The 22477-nt window shown below is 64.4% G+C and carries 18 protein-coding genes and 1 pseudogene; 4 read left to right on the top strand and 15 right to left on the bottom strand.

What is annotated here, in order from left to right:
* Window positions 1–37 precede the first annotated feature (37 nt).
* The 5 genes and pseudogenes from AC1RUR_RS13000 to AC1RUR_RS12980 all read right to left on the bottom strand — a co-directional run.
* Window positions 38–973, bottom strand: coding sequence for a DUF1152 domain-containing protein (locus AC1RUR_RS13000; RefSeq protein ID WP_492844471.1), 936 nt, complete (start codon window positions 971–973; stop codon window positions 38–40).
* A 27-nt stretch (window positions 974–1000) separates the two neighbouring features.
* A complete protein-coding gene (locus tag AC1RUR_RS12995; RefSeq protein WP_492844469.1) occupies window positions 1001–1501 on the bottom strand; it encodes a GNAT family N-acetyltransferase in 501 nt (166 codons plus the stop codon).
* Window positions 1502–1900 carry a DUF1127 domain-containing protein gene (locus AC1RUR_RS12990; protein ID WP_492844467.1) on the bottom strand — a complete coding sequence of 133 codons (399 nt, stop codon included), beginning with the start codon at window positions 1898–1900 and terminating at the stop codon, window positions 1502–1504.
* A 264-nt stretch (window positions 1901–2164) separates the two neighbouring features.
* Window positions 2165–3691 carry a murein biosynthesis integral membrane protein MurJ gene (gene murJ / locus AC1RUR_RS12985; RefSeq protein WP_492844465.1) on the bottom strand — a complete coding sequence of 509 codons (1527 nt, stop codon included), beginning with the start codon at window positions 3689–3691 and terminating at the stop codon, window positions 2165–2167.
* A gap of 189 nt (window positions 3692–3880) precedes the next feature.
* Window positions 3881–4726, bottom strand: a pseudogene (locus tag AC1RUR_RS12980) (DegT/DnrJ/EryC1/StrS family aminotransferase); the annotation flags it as partial.
* Between the two features lie 395 nt (window positions 4727–5121).
* Between AC1RUR_RS12980 and AC1RUR_RS12975 the strand changes: the two are divergent.
* Together AC1RUR_RS12975 and AC1RUR_RS12970 are read left to right on the top strand one after the other, a co-directional pair.
* Window positions 5122–6702, top strand: coding sequence for a radical SAM protein (locus AC1RUR_RS12975; RefSeq protein WP_492844464.1), 1581 nt, complete (start codon window positions 5122–5124; stop codon window positions 6700–6702).
* 3 nt (window positions 6703–6705) lie between these two features.
* Window positions 6706–7182, top strand: a complete 477-nt coding sequence (locus AC1RUR_RS12970; RefSeq protein ID WP_492844462.1) for an HIT family protein — start codon at window positions 6706–6708, stop codon at window positions 7180–7182.
* 338 nt (window positions 7183–7520) lie between these two features.
* Here AC1RUR_RS12970 and AC1RUR_RS12965 read toward each other — a convergent pair whose 3' ends face one another.
* From AC1RUR_RS12965 to AC1RUR_RS12950, 4 genes are all read right to left on the bottom strand, one after another.
* Window positions 7521–8672 carry a DegT/DnrJ/EryC1/StrS family aminotransferase gene (locus AC1RUR_RS12965; RefSeq protein WP_492844460.1) on the bottom strand — a complete coding sequence of 384 codons (1152 nt, stop codon included), beginning with the start codon at window positions 8670–8672 and terminating at the stop codon, window positions 7521–7523.
* Window positions 8673–8735: 63 nt separating this feature from the next.
* Window positions 8736–9740, bottom strand: coding sequence for a Gfo/Idh/MocA family oxidoreductase (locus AC1RUR_RS12960; RefSeq protein WP_492844458.1), 1005 nt, complete (start codon window positions 9738–9740; stop codon window positions 8736–8738).
* 183 nt (window positions 9741–9923) lie between these two features.
* Window positions 9924–11336, bottom strand: a complete 1413-nt coding sequence (locus AC1RUR_RS12955; RefSeq protein WP_492844456.1) for a mannose-1-phosphate guanylyltransferase/mannose-6-phosphate isomerase — start codon at window positions 11334–11336, stop codon at window positions 9924–9926.
* A 7-nt stretch (window positions 11337–11343) separates the two neighbouring features.
* Window positions 11344–12333: an SDR family NAD(P)-dependent oxidoreductase gene (locus tag AC1RUR_RS12950; RefSeq protein WP_492844454.1), complete on the bottom strand. Its 990-nt coding sequence runs from the start codon at window positions 12331–12333 to the stop codon at window positions 11344–11346.
* A 211-nt stretch (window positions 12334–12544) separates the two neighbouring features.
* On the opposite strand from AC1RUR_RS12950, the gene AC1RUR_RS12945 reads away from it, so the two are divergent.
* On the top strand, window positions 12545–13504 hold the full coding sequence (locus tag AC1RUR_RS12945; protein ID WP_492844452.1) for a lysylphosphatidylglycerol synthase transmembrane domain-containing protein: 960 nt from the start codon (window positions 12545–12547) through the stop codon (window positions 13502–13504).
* Between the two features lie 23 nt (window positions 13505–13527).
* Window positions 13528–14535 carry an MraY family glycosyltransferase gene (locus AC1RUR_RS12940; RefSeq protein ID WP_492844639.1) on the top strand — a complete coding sequence of 336 codons (1008 nt, stop codon included), beginning with the start codon at window positions 13528–13530 and terminating at the stop codon, window positions 14533–14535.
* Here AC1RUR_RS12940 and AC1RUR_RS12935 read toward each other — a convergent pair.
* From AC1RUR_RS12935 to rfaD, 6 genes are all read right to left on the bottom strand, one after another.
* Window positions 14523–15470 (bottom strand): NAD-dependent epimerase/dehydratase family protein, encoded by a 948-nt coding sequence (locus tag AC1RUR_RS12935; RefSeq protein WP_492844450.1) that lies wholly within the window; start codon window positions 15468–15470, stop codon window positions 14523–14525. The genes AC1RUR_RS12940 and AC1RUR_RS12935 overlap by 13 nt on opposite strands.
* A complete protein-coding gene (locus AC1RUR_RS12930) occupies window positions 15467–16687 on the bottom strand; it encodes a glycosyltransferase family 4 protein (RefSeq protein ID WP_492844448.1) in 1221 nt (406 codons plus the stop codon). The genes AC1RUR_RS12935 and AC1RUR_RS12930 overlap by 4 nt, the downstream gene beginning before the upstream one ends.
* Window positions 16688–16689: 2 nt before the next feature.
* Window positions 16690–18603 (bottom strand): SDR family NAD(P)-dependent oxidoreductase, encoded by a 1914-nt coding sequence (locus AC1RUR_RS12925; RefSeq protein ID WP_492844446.1) that lies wholly within the window; start codon window positions 18601–18603, stop codon window positions 16690–16692.
* Window positions 18604–18687: 84 nt separating this feature from the next.
* Window positions 18688–19941: an O-antigen ligase family protein gene (locus tag AC1RUR_RS12920; RefSeq protein ID WP_492844637.1), complete on the bottom strand. Its 1254-nt coding sequence runs from the start codon at window positions 19939–19941 to the stop codon at window positions 18688–18690.
* A 41-nt stretch (window positions 19942–19982) separates the two neighbouring features.
* Window positions 19983–21467, bottom strand: coding sequence for a D-glycero-beta-D-manno-heptose-7-phosphate kinase (gene rfaE1 / locus AC1RUR_RS12915; protein ID WP_492844444.1), 1485 nt, complete (start codon window positions 21465–21467; stop codon window positions 19983–19985).
* A gap of 12 nt (window positions 21468–21479) precedes the next feature.
* Window positions 21480–22460, bottom strand: a complete 981-nt coding sequence (rfaD, locus tag AC1RUR_RS12910) for an ADP-glyceromanno-heptose 6-epimerase (RefSeq protein ID WP_492844443.1) — start codon at window positions 22458–22460, stop codon at window positions 21480–21482.
* Between the last annotated feature and the right edge of the window lie 17 nt (window positions 22461–22477).

The raw sequence follows: 22477 nt of genomic DNA, 5'->3' as shown, positions 1-22477 counted from the left end.
GCACGGTCCGCGAAAAATTGTCCGGCACCCCGGCGTTTCAGAGCGGGATGGGACGGAACGGCCGCAGCTCACTCATTTCCCTGTGAAGATCGATGATCCTGCGAACGTCCTCGAGGCGTTCGGTCTCGGCCAACTGGCCCGCATAGGCCATGCGACGCACCACCGCCGAGGACCGGAAGGTCCAGTACTGCGTCATCAGCGGATTGATGAAGAGGTCGTTCCCGCTGGTCCGGTTGGTGGCATGATAGTTGCCGAACTCGCCCCGCAGTGCACTGGCGATCGAATTGCAGACGATGCTCGGGTGCTGCGGCTGACGCTGATTGGCGTAGTCAACCAGATCAAGGAAGGCATCTGCCTCCTCACTGCCCTGCGACAGCGAAAACGTGCCGAGAAACCCGCCGTCCCGAATCAGCTGGGCGACGTTCTCCAGGAATGCATGGTGCGAAACACCGTGGTAGTGATCCACGCCGAATCCGATTGCAGCCAGCAGCACCCGCTCACCCGCGGCCTGATCGGCGGCGACCAGCGATACCGCATCCTCGACGACGCTGCCGACACCGGGCTCGTCGCCGAACACGAGACTGTCCGTTCCGCCATCGACCAGGATCACCGTGTCGATGTCATGGCGTTCGATGATCGCGCGATACGCCGCTGCAAGTGGACGAACGCCGCTCTTGGCAAAGGCGTAGATCGGCACGAGCTGCTCGTGGCGGCCGAGCCATTCGGCCAGCCATTTCTCCGGAAAGTACGGAATCTCGGCGGCGCGCTGATCGACGCGCCAAACCGTCTCCCCGATACGCTCACCGCCGCACAGCCACAAATTCGTGAAGGAGAAGCTGGCAAACACCACCTGCTTGCCGCGCGACATCAGATGCTGCGCGAGCGGGACCCCGGCGAAGACGTCGAAGCCACCGCCGCAGCCGGCAACAAGCATGTTCGTCGCGCCGTTCAATCGTCCGAGAAACGGAATCATGTCTGAAGCCTACCGCCTTCACCGAAGCTAGTCGCTGAATCTCTTCATCATCAGGTGATTGTCATACGTCGCATCACCGATGCGAACGACACGAGGATCAGTGCCGTAAATCTCAAACCCATTGCGTTTGTAGGTCTTGATTGCGGCGGCTGATGTTGACACCACGGAAAGATGCACCTGTTCCACGCGCGACCTTGCGTGCGCGAGAAGCTCCTTGATGAGCCGATCGCCGACGCCTTTGCCTCGATCAACCTCCTTTACGTAGACCGAGAAGATATGCCCCCGATGCTGTGATCTCTTGTACGATGGGACATAAAAGCCCGCGACTCCGATCAGGCCGCCGCCTCCAAATGCGCCGAGGATCGTGCCATTGAGCCAGTGGCGATAAGCCGCCATCATCGCCTCGCCGCCTTCGTCCTCTTCAGGAGAACCAAACGACTGAGGATGCGTCTGAATTGCCTCCGCGCGAATTGCGCGAAGACAATCCAGATCATCGGCAGTCAATCGTCGGATTTCAACATCCGCCATTTACATCCCTCCACGGCCCCAAAGATGCCGCGCGTTATCTCTCAGCGTATCGATCCCTCGCTGCGGCGTGAGGTAATCGACCTCGCCGCGCGTCAGGCCGATATCCAGCAGCTCTCTGTCGCTCAGATCCTGCAAGTTGACCTGCGCGCTCTGGCGCCGCTCCAGCAGCGCAAGCCAGGCGCGCTTGAGCAGGCCGAGGAGGCTTGGCGTCGACGCGGCCGGCGGCCCGGCAACGTCCTTTTCCGACATGGCGTCGTCCAGCGCCGCAGCGGACGCCTTGAGGCGTGCTGCCAGTGCCTGGTCGACCGCGCTCTTCGCCGACGCGATCGAGAGGCCGAGGCCGCGCCTTGCGGCGTCGCCCTCGATCCCGGGTAAGATATCCGTCAGTTGTGGTGGCATCGTACGCTCCTGCTGTTGTGCCGGCAGGGAGCGTGGCCAAACAAAAGGCCCCGTCCGATGCCGGCGGGGCCTGGTGGAAAAGGTGTCGTCGTCGAGTTACTAGCGCACGACTCCTTCCACGGCCCAGCCGAAGCGGGTCATGTGGTTGAAGTTTACTTTGCGCGAGCATTTAATCATGCGCGGCTCATAGCACAGCGATCACGCCAAATCAAGAGATGTGCGGAGATCGGCTGCATCCTGGAGGCGAACCCCTCGCGATGGCTACTAGCCGCGCACCAGCGAGACCAGCCACTTGCGCCCGAACAGCACGAGGATCGCGATCGCGTAAACGATCGTGCCGCCGACGGCCAACACGGCCAGCATCAATTCGTCCTTGAAGTGCATCGAGCCCAGCGCAGAGCCGCCGAAGTGCGCGATCAGCCAGAAGGCGACTGCCATGATCACCCCGGTCAGCAAGAATTTGACGAGCGACATCAGCCAGGCGCGGTCCAGCACGAGAAAGCCTCGCCGCACGGCGAAGAACAGCACCAGCAGGAGATTGGTCCAGATCCCGACGGCGGTCGCCAGCGCAAGACCGATCTGGGCCAGCGACCCCATCAATGCGAACTTCAGCGCGACGTTGACGGCGATGCCCGTCAGCGAGGCGCGGACGGGCGTCGCGGTGTCCTTGCGCGCATAGAAGGTCGCGACTGCGCTGCGGATCAGCACGGCCGGGATCAAGGCAATCGCGTAGGCCGCGAGCGTTGCGCCGGCCGCGGCGGCGTCCGCCCTGGAGAAAGCGCCGTGGGCAAACAAGGCGCGCATGATCTCGTCAGGCACGGTGATGAACGCAGCGACGAACGGCACCGAGAACAGCAGCGTGAAATCGAACGCGCGGCGTTGCGACCTCATCGCACCGTCGGGGTCATTGGCCGTCAGCCGGCGCGACATCTCGGGCAGCAGCACGGTGCCGATGGCGATGCCGATCACGCCGATCGGCAGCTGATACAGCCGGTCCGCGTAATAGAGCGCCGACAGCGCGCCCGCCGGCAGGAACGTCGCAATGATGGTGTCGGCGAACATGGCCACCTGCGTGCCCATCGAGCCCAGCGTCGCGGGTCCCAACGCCCTAAAGAAGCCGCGGACGTCCTCGTCGAGCTTCAGCGGGGCAAAGCGCGGCAGGCCGCCATGGCGGGCGAGATCGCCGGCGAGCAGGAAATATTGCAGGAAGCCGGAGATCAGCACACCCCAGGCCGCGGCATGGCCCGCGGTGGGAAACCAGGCGGCCAGCGCCAGCGTCATCATCATCGCGACGTTGAGGAAGATCGAGGCGGCCGCGGCGCTGGCAAAGCGCTGCATCACGTTGAGCATGCCGCCATAGAGCGTCACCAGCGTGATCAGCAGCAGATAGGGAAAGGTGATCCGGGTGAGCTCGATCGCGAGCTTGCGCTGCTCGGCGTCTTCACCGAAGCCGGGCGCCAGCAAGCTCATGGCCTGCGGCATGAACAGCCAGGCGACGATCAGCAACAGAACTTGCGAGGCCAGCAGCAGCGTGAAGATGCGGTCGGCGAACAACCGTGCCGCCCCCTCGCCCTTCTCGCCATGGACATGCGCATAGGCCGGCACCCAGGCGGCGTTGAAGGCGCCCTCGGCAAAGATCGCGCGGAAATGATTGGGCAGCCGCAGCGCCACGAAGAAGGCGTCGGCCACCGGGCCGGCGCCCAGGATCGCCGCGAGCATGATGTCGCGGGCAAACCCCGTCAGCCGCGAGAGCAGCGTGTAACCACCGACCGTGAAGATGCGTCCGAGCATGCGGATGTTTTAGAGCATCGCGAGATCAGGTCTAGGTGCAAACCACGGCGGTGGTGTGCTCCCTCCCCCGCTCGCGGGGGAGGGTTGGGGAGAGGGTGTCTCCGCAACGGGACAATCCCCAAGAGGAGAGAGCCCTCACCCGCCGCTTCGCGGCGACCTCTCCCGCAGGCGGGAGAGGTGACAGCAAGATCAGCCCGCAATCGCGCCGCGCACGGCGGCGATGATTCGTTCCTGGTCGGCTTCGGTCAAATAGGCGTGCATCGGCAGGCTGATGACGTCCTGCGACAGGCTCTCGCAGGCAGGCAGGCCGCCCTCGGCGACCGGATACTGCTTGTAGGCGGTCTGCTGGTGCATCGACTTGCCGTAATAGATCGCGGTCGGCACGCCCTGGGCCTTCAGCGCGGCGGCAAAGCCGTCGCGGTCGGTGCCTTTGGGCAGGCGGATCGTGTACTGCGCCCAGACCGAGGTATTGCCCGGCGTCACGCGCGGCACGGTCACGACATTCGACAGGCCACGCGCATAGCGCTCGGCGACCCTGTTGCGGGCGGCGATCTCGTCGTCGAAGATCTTCAGCTTCTCGATCAGGATCGCGGCCTGCATGGTGTCGAGCCGGCCGGTCAGGCCGAGGCGGACGTTGTCGTATTTGTCCACGCCCTGCCCGTGCACGCGGATGCTACGCAGCGTCGCGGCGAGTTCGTCGTCATCAGTGAAGATCGCGCCGCCGTCGCCGAAGCAGCCGAGCGGCTTGGCCGGGAAGAAGCTGGTCGCGGTGGCGAGCCCGAAGGTGCCGAGCTTGCGGCCCTTGTAGCTCGCGCCAAAACCCTGCGCGGCATCGTCGAGCACGAACAGGCCCTCGGCCCGGGCGATCTCGGCGATGGCATCGTGATCGGCGGGCTGGCCGAACAGGTCGACCGGAATGACCGCGACGGGCTTGAGGCCGGCCTTGCGGGCGGTCGCGATGCCGCGCTTCAGCGATTCCGGGCTCATGTTGAAGGTCGCTTCGTCGACACCCACATAGATGGACTTGGCGCCAGTCCCGCACCCGCGCTAGCGACGGAGCTGTGGACTAGTTGAAAATTTCAATTCACGGCGTTGACCCCCCATATGTAGTTGGCATATGCTTTCTTGGCACTATAGATGGGCCAAGAAATGAATTCTGGTCTCACACCTTTCGGTCTCGCTTGTCGGCAATATAGGCTCCGGCTGCAGAAAGTTATGGCCCATCAGGCCTCTAATTTCGGCTGTTCGGTGGCATTTATCTCGGCAGTGGAGAGGGGCAAGGCCTCCGTTCCATCAGGCTACGTCCTCAAATTCACGGGTTGGCTGCATCTCACAGAGACGGAATCAAATGAGCTCCTAAGACTGGCATCGTCTGAGGCCAAGGTCGTTCCCATGCAGCCATTCAAGTACGAGGCAAATGGGCGACACTGATGGTATTCATCCCAGACATCGCAGATGAGGATATCAAGCGGGCCGCGCTCCAGATGCGAGCGGACCTGGGACATGCCGAGACAATACGGCTTCCCATGGTCGAAATATTGGAATTAGGGATTCCAAAGCTCTATCCGGACTGTGTGCTCCACATCGATCCGGCCGAGCAAATGGGCGACGTCGAGGCTTATGTCGCCAACAATCCGCCCAGAATAGTCCTGTCAGATCTCAGCTATGCTCGGGCGTGGGACGATGATGAACGCATGCGTTTCACGCTTGCCCATGAATTCGGGCACCTGAGATTTCACCTCCCCTATCTGACTAGTCCTGACGGCAAATCGCCTCGCGAGAGCACTAGGCGCGTCTTCCTCGCTACGAGTGAGCGTCAAGCTAACCGGTTCGCAGTCCATTTTCTGTTGCCGGAGTGGCTGGTTCGAAAGTTTCCCGACTACAACGCTCTCGCGAACGCCTGCGGTGTCAGCAAGGCCGCGGCAAAGCGTCGGCTTCAGGAGTTCGGTCTTTGTCCCGAGCCTGATACGAGCGAAGGCATCCAATCGGGATTCAAGGACCTGCTCACCGTTCTTCGCACAAAAGAGGCGCCAAAGAAAACAATTACTGTTCAAAAAGCAAGGATCGAGAGCTGGGGGCAAATTCTTTATGATCAAGAGAAAGACGAATTTAGTGCGGTCGTTCGCGCAGGTGTAAAGCCGATCCCATCCACTCCCATTGGCGTAGGGTGGGTGATTATCGGAGGCTGCAACCAGGAATGCATTTACTGCTACGGCAATGCGGAGGAACTTCCCAAGGGTACGCTAACGCTGCCAGAATGCCTGCGTGTTATAGACGCGATGGGGGACGCCGGCATTATGCGCGTTGTTATTTCAGGTGGGGAGCCTCTGCTGCTGCCCCATTTGCCACAGGTTGTACAGGCGCTTACCACAAAGGGCATAAGCGTCGTGGTCGGCACTAACGGGACATATCTAACCGAGGACAACATTGAAGCGTTGCGCTCTTGCACTCGTATAGAGATCAGCCTCGACGCGCCGACAGCGGCACTCAACAACAAACTCCGCCCAAGCAAACACGGCAGAGGCAATGCGTTTGATGAGGCCATTCGCGCGATAAAGCTGTGCCTAGAGCGGGGTATCAAGGTCCGCGTTCTCACAACGGTGAGCAACCTGAACCAAGAGGTGCTGGTAGGAATGGCCGCCCTGCTTCAAGACATTGGAGTTTCTGACTGGGCAATCTCCTGGGCCATCCCCGCAGGTCGTGCCGTCCCCATCTTCAAGCAGATCAGCCCACAAGCCCAAATCATCGACAAGCAGTTGTTGCAAATACGCGTGTATTTTCCGAAGGTGAAGTTCCGCTATTCTCATCGGGGGCAAGAGTGCAACCGCTTTTATTTTCTCATTCTACCCGATGGCCTGATTGCTACTCAGGATGTTCAAAAGGGTGCAAAGGTCACGTACGCGTCAGCACTCACGAACAAGCTAAGCTCCGTGTGGAAATCAGAAAATTTCGACCTATCGGCACACTTTGATAAGTGGATTGCTGGCCGCGTAGTTCGGACTTATGATTGAGCCATGTCCGCCCTCCCTCGACAAGCGCCCACGTCGGCTCTCTTTCCGAACGCGGTAATCTATAAGACGGCTCACTTCCGCGTCGCGCAAGACTGGGAAGTCCCTATTCCGGCCTTTTACATAGTTAGTTCCGTAAAGCCCTGTCGTTCCATCATCGATTTTAGCAACGAAGAAATCCTAGAATTGATGGATGTGCAGCGACTCGTTCGGCAAGGCATGAAGGACGTCCTTGGCATATCGGACGTCTATTTTTTTCAGAATGAAGATTCAGCCCATGGTTTTCACATCTGGATGTTCCCTCGGCATGCTTGGATGGACAAGAATGATTTTGGAAGAAAGATTGAGTCCGTTAGAACCATCATGGAGTACGCCGTAAAGCACATGCAGAATGAGGAGGTCTTCGACCAAATAGATCGCTGCAACGGCCAAATGAAGATATTCTTGAACGGAGAAGGTCAGGCAGCGTGCCTTCCCGGATAGTACGGTCTAGAACGAATAGCTCCGACTGCCGCACTGCGAGAGCACAGTTGCCTAAGACCGCGACTATGTCGTTTCAGAGCGCGGCGCTATTAATCGCCTAGCTACTCTCCTACCACAGACCGTAGCACCACACCGCTCGTGCTATCGAGAACGGGAGGCTGTGTCGTATCAGCAAGAAGCTTCTTTCGCTTCCGCAGTCAAGAACCCTCAAAGAAGAGAGCGCTCACTCGGCCTGCGTCATGGTCGAGACTTCGCCTCTGCGTTCCTAGAACGACTGCTAAAGGCGACCCGTGCCTCTAGGGAGAAGTGAAGGGAGACGCAATAGTCACTCAGCAAGATCAGCCCGCGATCGCGCCGCGCACGGCCGCGATGATTCGCTCCTGGTCGGCTTCGGTCAGATAGGCATGCATCGGCAGGCTGATGACGTCCTGCGACAGGCTCTCGCAGGCAGGCAGGCCGCCCTCGGCGACCGGATACTGCTTGTAGGCGGTCTGCTGGTGCATCGACTTGCCGTAATAGATCGCGGTCGGCACGCCCTGGGCCTTCAGCGCGGCGGCAAAGCCATCGCGGTCGGTGCCTTTGGGCAGGCGGATGGTGTACTGCGCCCAGACCGAGGTATTGCCCGGCGTCACGCGCGGCACGGTCACGACATTCGACAGGCCACGCGCATAGCGCTCGGCGACCCTGTTGCGGGCGGCGATCTCGTCGTCGAAGATCTTCAGCTTCTCGATCAGGATCGCGGCCTGCATGGTGTCGAGCCGGCCGGTCAGGCCGAGGCGGACGTTGTCGTATTTGTCCACGCCCTGCCCGTGCACGCGGATGCTGCGCAGCGTCGCGGCGAGTTCGTCGTCATCAGTGAAGATCGCGCCGCCGTCGCCGAAGCAGCCGAGCGGCTTGGCCGGGAAGAAGCTGGTCGCGGTGGCGAGCCCGAAGGTGCCGAGCTTGCGGCCCTTGTAGCTCGCGCCAAAACCCTGCGCGGCATCGTCGAGCACGAACAGGCCTTCGGCCCGGGCGATCTCGGCGATGGCATCGTGATCGGCGGGCTGACCGAACAGGTCGACCGGAATGACCGCGACGGGCTTGAGGCCGGCCTTGCGGGCGGTCGCGATGCCGCGCTTCAGCGATTCCGGGCTCATGTTGAAGGTCGCTTCATCGACGTCGACGTAAACAGGCGTCGCGCCGGTCCGCGCCACCGGCGAGGCGGTTGCGATGAAGGTGAAGGACGGACACAGCACGGCATCGCCGGGACCGACGTTCTTCGCCATCATCACCATCAGGATCGCGTCGGTGCCGCTGGCGCAGCCGATGACGTGCTTGGCGCCGCTATACGCCGCAAGCTGCTTCTCGAGCTCGGCGACTTCGGGGCCGTTGACGAACTGGCAATGATCGAGCACGCGCTTGACTGCGGCATCGAGCGCGTCGCCGAGCCGGCGGCGCTGCGAGCCGACGTCGATGAAGGGAATGGGTTCGGAGCGCAGATGCTGGTTCATGGCCTGATTCTTGGCGCCTTGCTGATTGTCTTGCGAAGTTGGAGAGGCCGACATGGAAAGGGATCAGCCGGCGATGCGGCGCGGACCCTTGCGGGCGGGCGACGTGGCGGCGGGACGCGAAGGCGTCTCCAGGCACTGCGTGGCGATCTCGAGGCTGGCAACGCCCTCGTCGCCGGTGACCGCGGGCGTCTCGCCATAGCGCACGGCCCTGAGGAACGCGATCAGCTCGGCGCGGAGCGGCTCGTCATGGCCGACAGGCAGATGCCGCATCGAGTAGCTGCCATCCGGCTTGAAGCCGAAACATTCGGTGACCTGGCGCGTCAAGAGATCGCCCATCACGTATTTGCCGCGGGTCGCGACCGTGACGCTGCGCGCCTTGAACGGCGTCAGCCAGTTGGTGTTGATGTGGGCGAGCACGCCGTTGGCGGTGCGGAACTGCAGGAGCGCGATGTCCTCGCGCTCGGCGACCGCGCTCGACAATTGCGGCTGCACCTCGACGATGTCGGATTCGGTGAACCAGCGGATCAGGTCGATGTCATGCACGGCGAGATCGATGACGACGCCGACATTGGACATGCGCGGCGGGAACGGGCCGACGCGGGTGATCGCGATCGAGAGGATGTCCTCGCCTGCGATCGCCTGCTTGACGGCGGCGACCGCCGGATTGAAGCGCTCGACATGGCCGACCATCAGCGTCACGCCGGCCTTCTGTGCGGCGGCGACGATCTCGCGGCCTTCCGCGACCGTGGAGGCGATCGGCTTCTCGACCAGCACGTGGATGTTCTTGGTGATGCAGGCGAGCGCGACCTCGTGATGCAGATGGGTGGGCGCTGCGATGGTGACGGCATCGACGCCGGCGGCGAAGAGCTGGTCGATGGTCTCGAAGCCCTGGCAGCTGGCAAGCTCGGTGGTGCGCGTCAGGTGCGCCGGCGAGGGATCGACCACGCCGACGAGGGTGACGCCGGGCAACCCCGCGAGCACGCGCGCGTGGTTGCTGCCCATTACGCCAGCGCCGATGACGCCGACGCGCAAGCCTGCCTTGGCAGGTGCCGACCCTTTGGAACTCATCTGAGCAAACCCCGATTCAACGCAAATCCCCGGGCCGCTTCTAGCATGGACGCCACATTTGTGGCGAATGCGGAGGCAACGGGCCGGACACGATTTGATTCAAAAAGTTACACGTTCCCCAGGCCTTAAGTGCTGAAAGATACTGCACTTTCGGCCCGGGTCGCGTGATTCGGAGCCTGCTGGTTACGACCTTTGATAGTCGTCTTCAATCCGGATGATGTCGTCTTCCCCGAGATAGCTTCCAGTCTGGACCTCGATCAGCTCCAGCATGATCTTACCGGGATTCTCCATCCGGTGCACCGCGCCCATCGGGATGTAGATCGACTCGTTCTCGTGCACCGTCTTCACGGTCTCGTTGACGGTGACCCGGGCGGCACCACGCACAACGATCCAGTGCTCGGCACGATGATGGTGCTTCTGCAGCGACAGCCGCCCGCCCGGCTTGACCACGATGCGCTTGACCTGGTGGCGCTCGCCATTGTCGACCGACTGATAGCTGCCCCAGGGCCGGTGCACCTTGAGATGCTCTTCGGTGACCTTCGGGGCAACCGTCTTGAGCTTGGTCACCAGACGCTTCAGGCCATTGGCATCCTTCTGGCGCGAGACGAGGACCGCATCCGCCGTTGCCACCACGATGAGATCGTCGACGCCTTCGAGTGCCACCAGCGCAGAATCCGTGGTGACGTTGCAGTTGCGGGAGTCTTCGAACACGGCGGCGCCGTGCGAAGCGTTGCCCTGCGCGTCCTTCTCCGACAATTCCCACACCGCGTGCCAGGAGCCGACGTCGGACCAGCCGCAGGACACCGGCACGACGGCTGCGCGCGAGGTTTTTTCCATCACCGCATAGTCGATCGAGATCGCCTTGGCCGAACCGAACGCCTGCGGCTCCAGCGTCACGAAGCCGAGATCGCGGCCGGCATTGGTGACGGCGTTGGACACCGCCTCGACGCTCGCAGCATCGACCTTGCGGTATTCGTCGAGCAGGACGCTCGCCGGGAACATGAAGTTGCCGCTGTTCCAGAGATAGCCGGAATTGACGTAATCGGCCGCCTTCACGGCGTCAGGCTTCTCGACGAAGCGTGCAACCGCATGCACCGTGCCCGAGATCACCTCGCCCGGGCTGATATAGCCGTATTCGGTCGCCGGCCGCTCCGGCTTGACGCCGAAGGTGACGATGCGCCCGCTGCTCGCGGCGGTGAGACCCTCGCGGCAGGCGGCGACGAAGGCGGCGTTGTCCTGCACCACGTGGTCGGCGGCGAGCGCGAGCACGATCGCGTCACTGGCGCGGTTCTGCGCGAACACCGCACCCGCGGCGATCGCCGGGCCGGAGTCGCGGCGCATCGGCTCGAGGATCACATCGGCCTCGATGCCAATCTCGGCAAGCTGCTCCAGCACCATGAAGCGGTAGGACGCATTGGTGATGACGACAGGGCGATCGAACAGCGCGGCATCCGAGACGCGCAGCAGCGTGTCCTGGAAGGTCGAGCGCGTGCCGAACAACGGCAGGAACTGTTTCGGGCGCACCTCGCGCGAGGCGGGCCACAGCCGGGTGCCGGCACCGCCGCACATGATCAGGGGGATAATGCGTTTGTCCATCGTCATCTCAAACCTTGAAGTAGTCCCGATACCAGGCGACAAAATTACGGACCCCGAGCGCGATCGGCGTTGACGGTGCAAAGCCGGTGTCGCGCATCAGATCCTCGACATCCGCGAACGTTTCCAAGACGTCTCCCGGCTGCATCGGCAGCAATTCTTTGATCGCCGTCCGACCCAGCTCCTGCTCCAGAAGTCCGACGACATGCATCAGCTCCTCGGGGCGGTGGTTGCCGACATTGTAGACCTTAGACGGCGCATTTGCGGCAGCCGGGTCATCCGCGGGGACCCGATCGATCAGCTTGGATACTACACGGGAGACGTCGTCAACATAGGTGAAGTCGCGGCGCATTTTGCCATGGTTAAAGAGCCGGATCGGCTTGCCCGCCATGATGGCATTCACAAACAGAAACATCGCCATGTCGGGCCGTCCCCACGGACCGTAGATGGTAAAGAAGCGCAAACCCGTGACCGGCAGCCTGTAGAGGTGGCTGTAGGACTGCGCCATCACCTCGTTCGCCTTCTTGGTCGCGGCATAGAAGCTGACGGGATGGTCGGTGCGGTCCTGCACCGCAAATGGCAATTTTGTGTTGGCGCCGTAAACGGAGGATGACGAGGCGTAGACCAGATGACGACAGCCGTTGTTGCGGCAGCCCTCCAGCACGTTGAGAAAGCCCTGGAGGTTGGAATCGACGTAGGTCTGCGGATGCTCGATCGAGTAGCGCACGCCGGCCTGGGCCGCCAGATGCACGACCTCCGCAAATCGGTGCCGTCCAAACAGCGCCGCGATGGCCTCGCGGTCGGCCAGATCGGCCTTGACGAAAGAGAAGCGGGAATCGCTGCGCAACAGCTCGAGCCGCGCCTGCTTCAGCGCCGGGTCGTAATAGCTGTTGAGATTGTCGAGCCCGATCACGGGCCGGCCTTCGGCGAGCAGCTGCCGGGTGACGTGAAAGCCGATGAAGCCGGCGGCACCCGTGACCAAAATCGCCTGATCCGTCATCCTGTTCCCTAGCTGATCCTTGCCCGCGGCGCCTCTTTAGCCGCCGCATTGAGGGGGTCGCAACAGCCCCCGCCCGGGATGACCGCTCGTGATAACCGCTCGCGATAACCGCTATTGCAAGATCGGCGCCAAAACCATACCAAAGCGGCCTAATTCGGCGTCTCGCGTCGGGTTACCTCAAATCTTCGCAAACCCTGTTCATGCGGGCGAGATGCGCCGAATCCTGCTGTCGACGGCCAAGATCCTGATTTCCGCGGCGCTGCTCTACCTGGCGCTGCGCAAGGTCGATCTGTCCGAACTGTTGTCGCGCTTCACAGTGACCAGCCTGTTCTGGATCGGCGTCGCGATCGCGGTCGCGTTCCTGCAAATCTTCGTCGGCGTGCTGCGCTGGCGGGAGGTCGGCGCCGAATGCGGCGCGCCGCTCGAGCTCGGCCAGGCCATGCGCTACAACGTGATCGGATCCTTCTTCAACCAGACCCTGCCATCCGCGATCGGCGGCGACGCGGTCCGGCTGTGGCTGGTCGCACGCGCCGGCGCCGGATGGCGTGCGGCCACCTACTCCATCTTCGTCGATCGCGCGATCGGCCTCGTCGCGCTCGCCATCCTCATCGTCACGAGCCTGCCCTGGAGCTACGCCCTCATCACCGATCCGCACGGACGCTCGGCCCTGCTGCTCGTCGACCTTGCCGCGCTCGCCGGCGGCCTCGGCTTCCTGGTCTTCGGCGCGCTGAAATGGCGCTGGCTGAAGACGTGGTGGGCCACCCATCACATCCACGCCTGCGCGGTGATCGCGAACCGCGTGATCTTCAGCCGCAGGCGCGGGCCGATCGTCGCGATCCTGTCGCTGACCGTGCATCTGCTCGCCGCCGCCGTCGCTTGGTGCGTCGTGCAGGCGATCGCCGCCCCGGTTCGCTACAGCGACGTCTTCCTGCTCGTGCCGCCGGTGATGCTGATCACCATGATGCCGATCTCGATCGCCGGCTGGGGCCTGCGTGAAGCCACGATGGGCCTGGCGTTCGGCTTCGCGGGACTTGCCGCGAGCGAGGGCGTCAACGTCTCGCTGCTGTTCGGCGCCGTGTACTTCATCGTCGGCGCGATCGGCGGCCTGGTCTGGATCCTCAGCGCGGAGAAAGCCGCGCAAGGCTCGGCTCCGCTCGGAGTGCCGGAGTGACGACGTTCGTCGCGAGTCCCGCGATGGCAGCGGAGGTCGTGCTGCTCACGATAGCGCCCGCCGCCCTCAGCGCAGTGCTGTCGGCCATCGTCACCCGGACGAGCATGCCGCTGCTGCAGCGCTATGCGCTGGCGCGTCCGAACGCGCGCTCCTCGCATCGAGTCCCGACCCCGCAGGGCGGCGGCATCGCGGTCGTTGCGGCAACGCTGCTCGTCGCCTCGCCCTGGGCCGCGTGGTTCAATACGGCGATTCCGCCGGTCTTGATCGGTGCCACGGTGCTGATCGCGCTGGTCGGATTCGCCGACGACATCGTCTCGCTTCCGGTGCTGTTGCGGCTCGTGCTGCAGGCAGCGGCCGTCGGGGCCGTCGTGTTCACCGCGCCCGAAACGGCGCGCATCGTCCCGGCGCTGCCGCTCGCGCTGGAGCGCGGCCTCGTCCTGCTCGCCGGCATCTGGTTCGTGAATCTCGTCAACTTCATGGACGGGCTCGACCTGATGACGGTCGTGGAAGTGGTGCCGATCACCGCGGCGCTGCTGCTGCTGGGATGGCTCGGCGACCTGTCCTGGCCGGCCGCATTGCTCGCCACCACCCTGTGCGGTGCCATGCTCGGCTTTGCGCCGTTCAACAAGCCGGTGGCAAGGGTGTTCTTAGGGGATGTCGGCAGCCTGCCGATCGGCCTTCTGCTCGGCTGGTGCCTGCTGGAGCTCGCCTGGCACGGGCAGCCGGCCGCGGCACTGCTGCTGCCGGCCTATTACCTCGCTGATGCCACCATCACGCTGTTTCGCCGCATCGTCAACCGCGAACAATTCTGGTCGGCGCACCGCTCGCACTTCTATCAGCGCGCGACCGACAACGGCATTTCGGTCTCCGGGGTGACCGGCGTGGTCTTCCTGCTCAACCTCGTGCTCGCCGGGCTTGCCATCCTCACCGTTCGCGCCGGCTCGATGCCGGTCACGCTGCTCGCGCTGCTCGCAGGCGCGATCGCGGTCGGCCTCGTCCTGCGGCGCTTCTCCCGTCCTCAGGCGTCCTGAGCCGACAGCGCGAGCCGCAAGCCCTCGTCGAGCGAGACCTGCGGCTGCCATCCGGTGGCGAGCGCCTTCGAGATGTTGAGCTCGAGCGAGCCGAGCAGGCTGTCATGCGTATCCTGCCGGCCGATCACGTTGAGGAGCATGCCGAGCAGGTCCGGCGGCATGCCGAACAGCCGCGGGCTGTTGCCGGATGCCCTGGCCAGGCGCTCGATGAATTCGGGCGTCGAGACCTGTTCCCCGTCCGCCACCAGGAAGATCTCGAAATTGCCGGCGGGATCGGGATGGGTGAGCCGGCGCAGGATGAACGACGACAGGTTCTGCACGGCGAGGAAGGCGCGGTGATTGCGGATCGCGCCAAAGGGCAGCGGCAGCCCCAGGCTCACCGCGCGCGTCAGCAGCGCGAAATTGCCCTTGGCGCCCGCGCCATAGACCAGCGGCGGCCTGATCACCGAGATCTTCATGGCGCTGTCGCGCGCGAGCGTCCTCAAGCCCGCCTCGGCCGCGGCCTTGGACATGCCGTAGAGGCCGCGCGGCGTCAGGACGTCGCTCTCGCTGAACGGCGCGCGACCCTCATTGCTACGGCCGTGCACGAGAACGGTGCTGACGAAGACGAACTGGCGCACGCCTGATGTCGCCGCGCTTCGCGCCAGGTGCAGCGTGCCGGCGATGTTGACGTTGCGGTAGAGCTGGACCGCGTGCTCCTCGTGCTTGTGATGCACGCGCGCGGCGAGATGGACGACGGCGTCGACGCCTTCGAGCGCGGCTCGCCAGTCGGTGTCCGGACCGATCGTTTCGATCACGATCTCGTCGTCGACACCCGTCGGATTGCGCACGGCGCGGCGGACCGACCACCCCGCGCGTGCGAGAACGGGCACGACGTGACCGCCGACGAAACCGTTTGCCCCCGTCACCAGCACCACCGGTTTGCGTTCGCTCATCGTTGCTCCGAAAGGTCCGGGTTGCGCAACAATTCGTCGATCAGAGCTGCATAGGCGTTCATCGCGACGGCGCGGTCGAACTTCGATGCCGCCTTCACCGCGCGCTCCGCAATCGCGCCGTCGTCGGAACCCGACGCCGCACGAATCGCCTCGGCGAGCCGATCGGCGCGGCCCGGCGTCACGACCCAGCCGAGCCCGTTCTCCACCACCGTCAACGCGGCCTCGGCCTCCGGCTCGGACACCAGCACCACGGGACGGCCGACCGCCAGCAGATTGTAGAACCGGCTCGGCACCGACACCCCCGCGACGTCCTTCCGGTACGGAATGATCCAGAGATTGGCGGCTGCCAGGAACGCCTCGAGCTCGGCATCCTCGACCCGCGCCACGAAGGACACATTGGGCAGGTTCGCGGCGGCCTGCAACTGTTTCAGCCGCGCGAAGCCGATGCCCCAGCCGGAGAGCAGGAAGTGGATGTCCGGCTCGTCCTTCAAGAGGCGCGCCGCCTCGAACACGATCTCCGGATCATGGGTGAAGCCGAGATTGCCCGACAGGCCGACGACGAAACGGCCGGGAATCGCCTTGCGGAACGGATTGTCCGCTGACAGCGGTCGCGGCCCGGGCGCAAGCGTCGCCCAGTTCGGGATGAAGCGGATCTTGTTCCGCCTCATGCCGGGATAGCTCAGCAGCGGCCGCTCCGCATCGCGGCCGATGGTGATGACGGCATTGAGCGCGCGGAACATCAGGCCGTTGGCGAAGCGCATCGTCCGCGTCACGATCGAGCCGGGCTTCAGCAGGCCGGCCATCACCAGCACGTCGGGGAAGAGGTCGTGCATGATCAGGGCCGAGCGCGCGCCCCTGAGCCTTGCTGCCGCAGCCACCGCATAAGGCAGCATGAACGGAGCGGTGACGGTGAGCACGACGTCTCCTCGCCTCAGCTCCCGGATCAACGCGAAGAACGTGCGCGCGGCGAACAGCAACTCCGACACCCCCCGCCGCACCAGCGCCGCTTTCCCCGCCATCCGGTTCTTGATCGCAACGACGCGCGGCTTGCCCGCGCCGGTCTGCGCCGCCGGCAGCGCGCCCGGCGAGCCCGACAGCACCACGACCTCGCGACCGGCGGCAAGACGGCAGGCGATCTCGGCCATGATCGCGGCGGTCGTACTCGGATCCGGCGGATAATGCTGGCTCGCGACGACGATCTTGCCTTGAGGCTGCATGATCAGGCCGCGGTCGACCCGAATTCCGGGACCGCATCCTTCAGAATGGTTCTGATGGTAGCGCGATCGTCGCGCGCGATCGCCTGCTCGAGCGCTGCGATCCATTTGCGCAGCGTCTGCATCGGCGGCTCGTTCGGTTCCGCGGCCATGATGCCGGCGACGCCGATCTCGCGGGTCGGCTCCTCGGAGGCGAACAGGATCTCGTGCAGACGCTCGCCCGGCCGCATGCCGGTGAACACGATCTCGATGTCGTAGCCGGGCTGGAGGCCGGAGAGGCGGATCATGCGCTCGGCGAGATCGACGATCTTCACCGGCTGGCCCATGTTGAGGACGTAAACCGAAACGTCCGAACGCTGCGTTCCGAGCGCATGCGTCGCCGCCGTGATGACGAGATCGCAGGCCTCGCGGATGGTCATGAAGTAGCGGACCATGTCGGGGTGCGTCACCGTCACGGGGCCGCCGGCCTCGATCTGGGCCTTGAACTTCGGCACCACCGAGCCGTTCGACGCCAGTACATTGCCGAACCGGACCGAGATCAGCCGCATCGGCGGATTGCCGACGCCGCTGCCTGCGGCGAGATCGTGGTCGAGCGCCTGGCAGTACATCTCGGCGAAGCGCTTGGTCAGGCCGAGCATCGACACCGGCTCGATCGCCTTGTCGGTCGAGATCATCACCATGGCCTCGGCGCCGGCGCTGTGCGCTGCGTCGGCGACGTTGATCGAGCCGAAGATGTTGGTCTTGACGCCCTCGCTCCAGTCGCGCTCCAGGATCGGCACGTGCTTGAGCGCGGCGGCATGGAACACGATGTCAGGCTTGAACTCGGACATCAGGCGCATGATGCGCTCGCGGTCGCGGATGTCGGCGATCCGCCCTTCGATCGCAGCAGACGGGCCCCGCGCGGCGAGCGCCTCCGTGACCGCGTAGAGCGCCGGCTCGGAATTCTCCAGGATCAGGAGCCGCGCGGCGCCGAACGCGACGACGCGCTCGCAGATCTCGGAGCCGATCGAGCCGCCCCCGCCGGTGACGATCACCGCCTTGCCCCTGATCAGGGCTTCGAGCCGCGCATAGTCGATCGTCTCGCTCGGCCGCAGCAGCAGGTCCTCGACCGCGACGGCGGTGAGGCGCGGCGTATCGCCGCTCTCCAGCGAGGGCATGCGGTTGACGATCACCCCGAGCTTGCGCGCCCGCATCAGGATCGATTCCGGGTGCGCCTCCGGTTCGAACGCCGACGGCGTCATCACGAGGCGCGCAATCGGCTTGTTGCGCTTGGCAAAGTCGCCGATGACGTCCTCGATATCGTCGATGCCGCCCAGCATCGGAACGTTGCGGATGAACTGGCCGCGATCCGCGCTCGACGGCGACAGCACGCCGACCGGCCAGATGCGCTTGATCGCTCCGCTCTCGATGCCGCGGAGCAGTACCTCGGCATCCGCGGCACGGCCGATCAGCAGCGCCGGCGCGGCATCCTCGCCCCTCGCATGGCGCCGTACCCGCGTGTAGCGGAAGTAGCGGTAGGTCATGCGCAGCGCGCTGAGGAAGGAGATTTCGAGGAACCAGTAGAGGACGATCGTCACCTTGCCGAGGAAGAAGGCACCACGGACATTGGGAGCGACGAAGATGTAGTCGAGCACCAGGAGGGCAACCGTCAGCACGGTCGCGACGCGGATGATGTTCAGCGCGTCGGGCAGCGAGATGAAGCGCCACTTCGTCGTGGTCAGATTGAAGACGAAGAAGACGACCACGCTGAAAGCGAGAAAATAGGGCAGGATCTGGAACAGCAGCGGCAGGCGATCATAGAAGAACTCGCCGCCCTCGAAGCGCAGATAGAAGGCCGCGAACAGCGCCGCGGTGGTCGCCAGCAGGTCGTGGAGCGCGATCAGGAAATTGCGCAAGGTAAGATGCGAAAGACGCGTCATCCGCCGACCGATGAATATCCCGTTGGGTGCAACCTGACCGCGCTGATAACCCATCTCGACCCGACTTGCCAGTCGCGCGGCCGTTCAGGAACCGGCTTCCCCCACCTTCGCCTCGGCCTGTTGTGCCTGGAGCACGATGCCGCCGGCAACACCGACGCCGATGACGTACATCCAGCCCTCGTGGAAATCGAACAGATGGGAGTTGAACAGCGAGGTGAAGACGTTCTGCACCACCACCAGGAGCCCGATCCAGTTGGCGAGCCCGTCGCCGCGAAACAACAGGAGGTGCAGGATCCAGATCGCGTAGAGAACGGCGATACCGATGACGCCCCATTGCACGGCGACGTTCAGCGTCTGGTTATGCGGGTTGCCGATCACCTCGGCCGAGGCCTGGTATTGACCACTGGGTGTCGCGACCCGCTCGAACAATCCGCGCGTCGAGCCGGTGCCGTGCCCCTTGATCGGCGCCTCCGCGAAGAAGCCGAGCGATTTGCGCCAGAATTCAAGCCGCAAGCCCGCCGAGGTCGGCTCGCCCTTTTCGACATAGCGCGTGTAATCGTCGGCAAACCTGTTGGCAGTATAGCGCAATTGCGGCGAGGCCTGCCAGGCGAGAACGGCGCCAACGAGCAGGGCGGCGGAGATGGCCACAATGCTGCGCCGTTTGAGGTGAAGCAACGCGAACACACCGAACATGATCGGAACGGTGACGAGCGCGGTGCGCGACACCACCACGAAGGTCATGTTGGCGAAGAAGCTCAGCGCCAGCGCGGTGAGCAGCCCGGCGAGCCAGTAACGCTTTTGGCGCAGCAGCAGCACGACCGGATAGGCCAGTGCGACGGCACACAGCGCGAATTCCTGACTCTGGTCGATGTAGTTCTTGACGAAGACGCCGCGCTCGGGCGGATCGGCCTTGAGCGCGAGGTTCGGGTAGAAGGCGACCAGCCAGGACATCATCGACAGCAGCGCGCAGGACACCAGGAAGGCGATGAAGATCCAGCGCCCGCGCGGCGAGCGCTCGAAATGGTAGAGCAGGACCGGAAGCACCAGCAGCTTGACGGTCGGATTGACGGCGTAGAAACGCGCGCCCCAGGCCGCGTCCGACCACAGCGTTCCCACCAGCGCGAGCAGGACCAGCGCGATCGGCGCAACGCAGATCGGACGCTTGAGCGATTGCAGGAACGCGCGGACGTCGAGGAACGGCACCATGCAGAGCAGCATCAGGGCGTTGAAGATCCCCGCAAGCGACGTCGACCAGGGCAGCGAGGCCGCGGTGAGGATGGCAAACAGATCGACGGTCTCGCTCCAGGCCGCCGGGCTGCGCAGGCGCCGCCACAGCATCTGGCCCGCCGTCTCCCGGCCGAGTGCCGTCGCTTGACCCGTCACTTGCCCCCTCCCCGCGCGCGATGGACCAGCGCCGTCGTGCTGAAGCCCTGGAGGATGTCGACCAGCACGACCATCCCGCCCGCGGCCTCGACGACCTCGTGGCCGACCACCTGCTCGCGGGTGTAGTCGCCGCCCTTCACCAGCGCCGCGGGCTTGATCCGGGTGATCAGGTCGATCGGCGTGTCCTCCGCGAAGATGACGACGAGATCGACCGCTTCGAGCGCGGCCAGCACCTCGGCACGGGCGCGCTCGTCCTGGACCGGACGGTCGGCGCCCTTCAGCCGCCGCACCGAGGCGTCGCTGTTCAGGCCCACGATCAGGCGATCGCAGGCGGAGCGCGCCGCGGTCAGCACCTTGACGTGGCCGGGATGCAGGATGTCGAAGCAGCCATTGGTGAAGCCGACCCGCAAGCCCTGCCTGCGCCATTCCGCGAGCTGCATGTCGAGCATCGCCGGCTCGAGCACGATCTTCTCCTCGGCCGCGAGATAGGCGTGCGGCAGGATCTTTCGGCGCAGCTCGGCCGCGCTCACGCTGGCGGTGCCCTGCTTGCCGACGGCGACGGCAGCGGCAGCATTGGCCACGCGCAGCGCCGTATCCCAGTCCGCGCCCGCCGCGAGCGAGACCGCAAGCGCGGCGGCGACGGTATCACCGGCGCCGGAGACGTCGCGCACCTTGACGGGGACAGCCGGAACGTGAACGGCCTCGCCACTGCGCGGCACCAGCGTCATGCCGTGCTCGCCCTGCGTGACCAGGATCGCCTCGCAATCGGCGAGCCGCATCACGTCCTCGGTGGCATCGACGATGCTCTGCGGCGTGTCGGCGCGGCTGCGGGTCGCTTCCGAAAATTCCTTGCGATTGGGCGTGAGCAGCGTGGCGCCGCGATAGATCGCCCAGTTGAGGCTCTTGGGATCGACGATCACGGGCTTGCCGAGCTTTCGCGCGGCGTCGATGGTGTGGCGGATCACCCGCGCGGTCAGCACGCCCTTGGCGTAGTCGGAGAGCAGCACGATGTCGGCGCGCGCGATCTGCGGCAGGATCGCCTCGATCAGCGTCGCCTCGACCGCGTCGGAGGCAGCTACCGCCTGCTCCCAATCCGCACGCAGCATGTGGGTGGAGAAATGCTCGGAGACGAAACGGACCTTTCGCGTGGTTGGCCGCGACGGGTCGCACACCAGCACGCTTTCGATGCCGGCCTGCTCGTCGAGCGCGGCCTTGAGCCGTGCACCGGCATCGTCCTCGCCGACGAGGCCGACGAAGATGCAGCGCGCGCCGAGGGACGCGACGTTGCGCGCGACGTTGCCGGCGCCGCCGATATGGATCTCGCTGCGCTGGGCGACGATGACCGGCGTCGGCGCTTCCGGCGATATCCGCGACACCTCGCCATAGACGAACTCGTCCAGCATGATGTCGCCGATGCAGAGCACCGTGCGGCGCGCGATATCTTGCGCAAGCGCATCGAAATCGAGGATGGGGGTCGCCATGATCCAAAAACCTCAGCGGAAGCGGTCGGGCCGGTCGAGATAATCCCCGACATAGGCCTTCACCGCATCCTCGAGCGTCGTGAAGCCGCCGTTATAGCCGGCGCGGCAGAGGCGATCGACCTCGCTCTGGGTGAAGTATTGATAGCTGTTGCGGATCTGTTCGGGCATGTCGATGTATTCGATGTTGGGCCTGGCGCCGAGCGCGGCATAGGCAGCCAGCATCAGATCCCTGAAGCTGCGCGCCTTGCCGGTGCCGACGTTGAAGAGGCCGGACACCGAGGGGGTTGCCAGCAGCCACGTGATGACACGCACGACGTCGTCGACATAGATGAAATCGCGGCGCTGGTCGCCGTCGGCAATGCCCTCGCGATGCGACTTGAACAATTGCACGACACGGCCCGCCTTCACATCGTCGAAACGGCGCGCCAGCACGCTCATCATCGAGCCCTTGTGGTACTCGTTGGGGCCGAACACGTTGAAGAACTTCAGGCCAGCCCATTGCGGCGGGAGCGGATCGCCGTTCGCTGCGCGCTCGGCGACCGCGAGATCAAACAGGTGCTTGCTCCAGCCGTAGAGGTTCATCGGCCGCAGCTTTTTCAGCGCGGGCAGCGAGGCGTCGTCGTCAAAGCCTGCCTCGCCGTCGCCGTAGGTCGCCGCCGAGGAGGCGTAGATCAGCGGCACAGCGTTCGCCGTGCACCAGTCCAGCAGGCGCATCGAGAAGCGGAAATTGGTTCCGATCACGAGATCGCCGTCGGTCGCGGTGGTCTCGGAAATCGCCCCGAGATGGATCACGGCATCGAGCCTGCGGCCCTTCAGCCAGTCGGGCAGCTCGGCGGGCGGGACGATATCCACAAGCTGGCGCTTGGCGAGATTGCGCCACTTGCCGTCGCTGCCGAGCAGGTCACAGACGGCGACGTCGCTGCGGCCGGCGTCATTGAGCGCAGCCACGACATTCGACCCGATAAAACCGGCTCCGCCGGTCACCAGCAACATTCCGTAATCCCTGCCCG

Source organism: Bradyrhizobium sp. GW821-FHT12B03, assembly GCF_058807535.1.
This window is presented reverse-complemented; position numbering and strand designations above follow the sequence as displayed.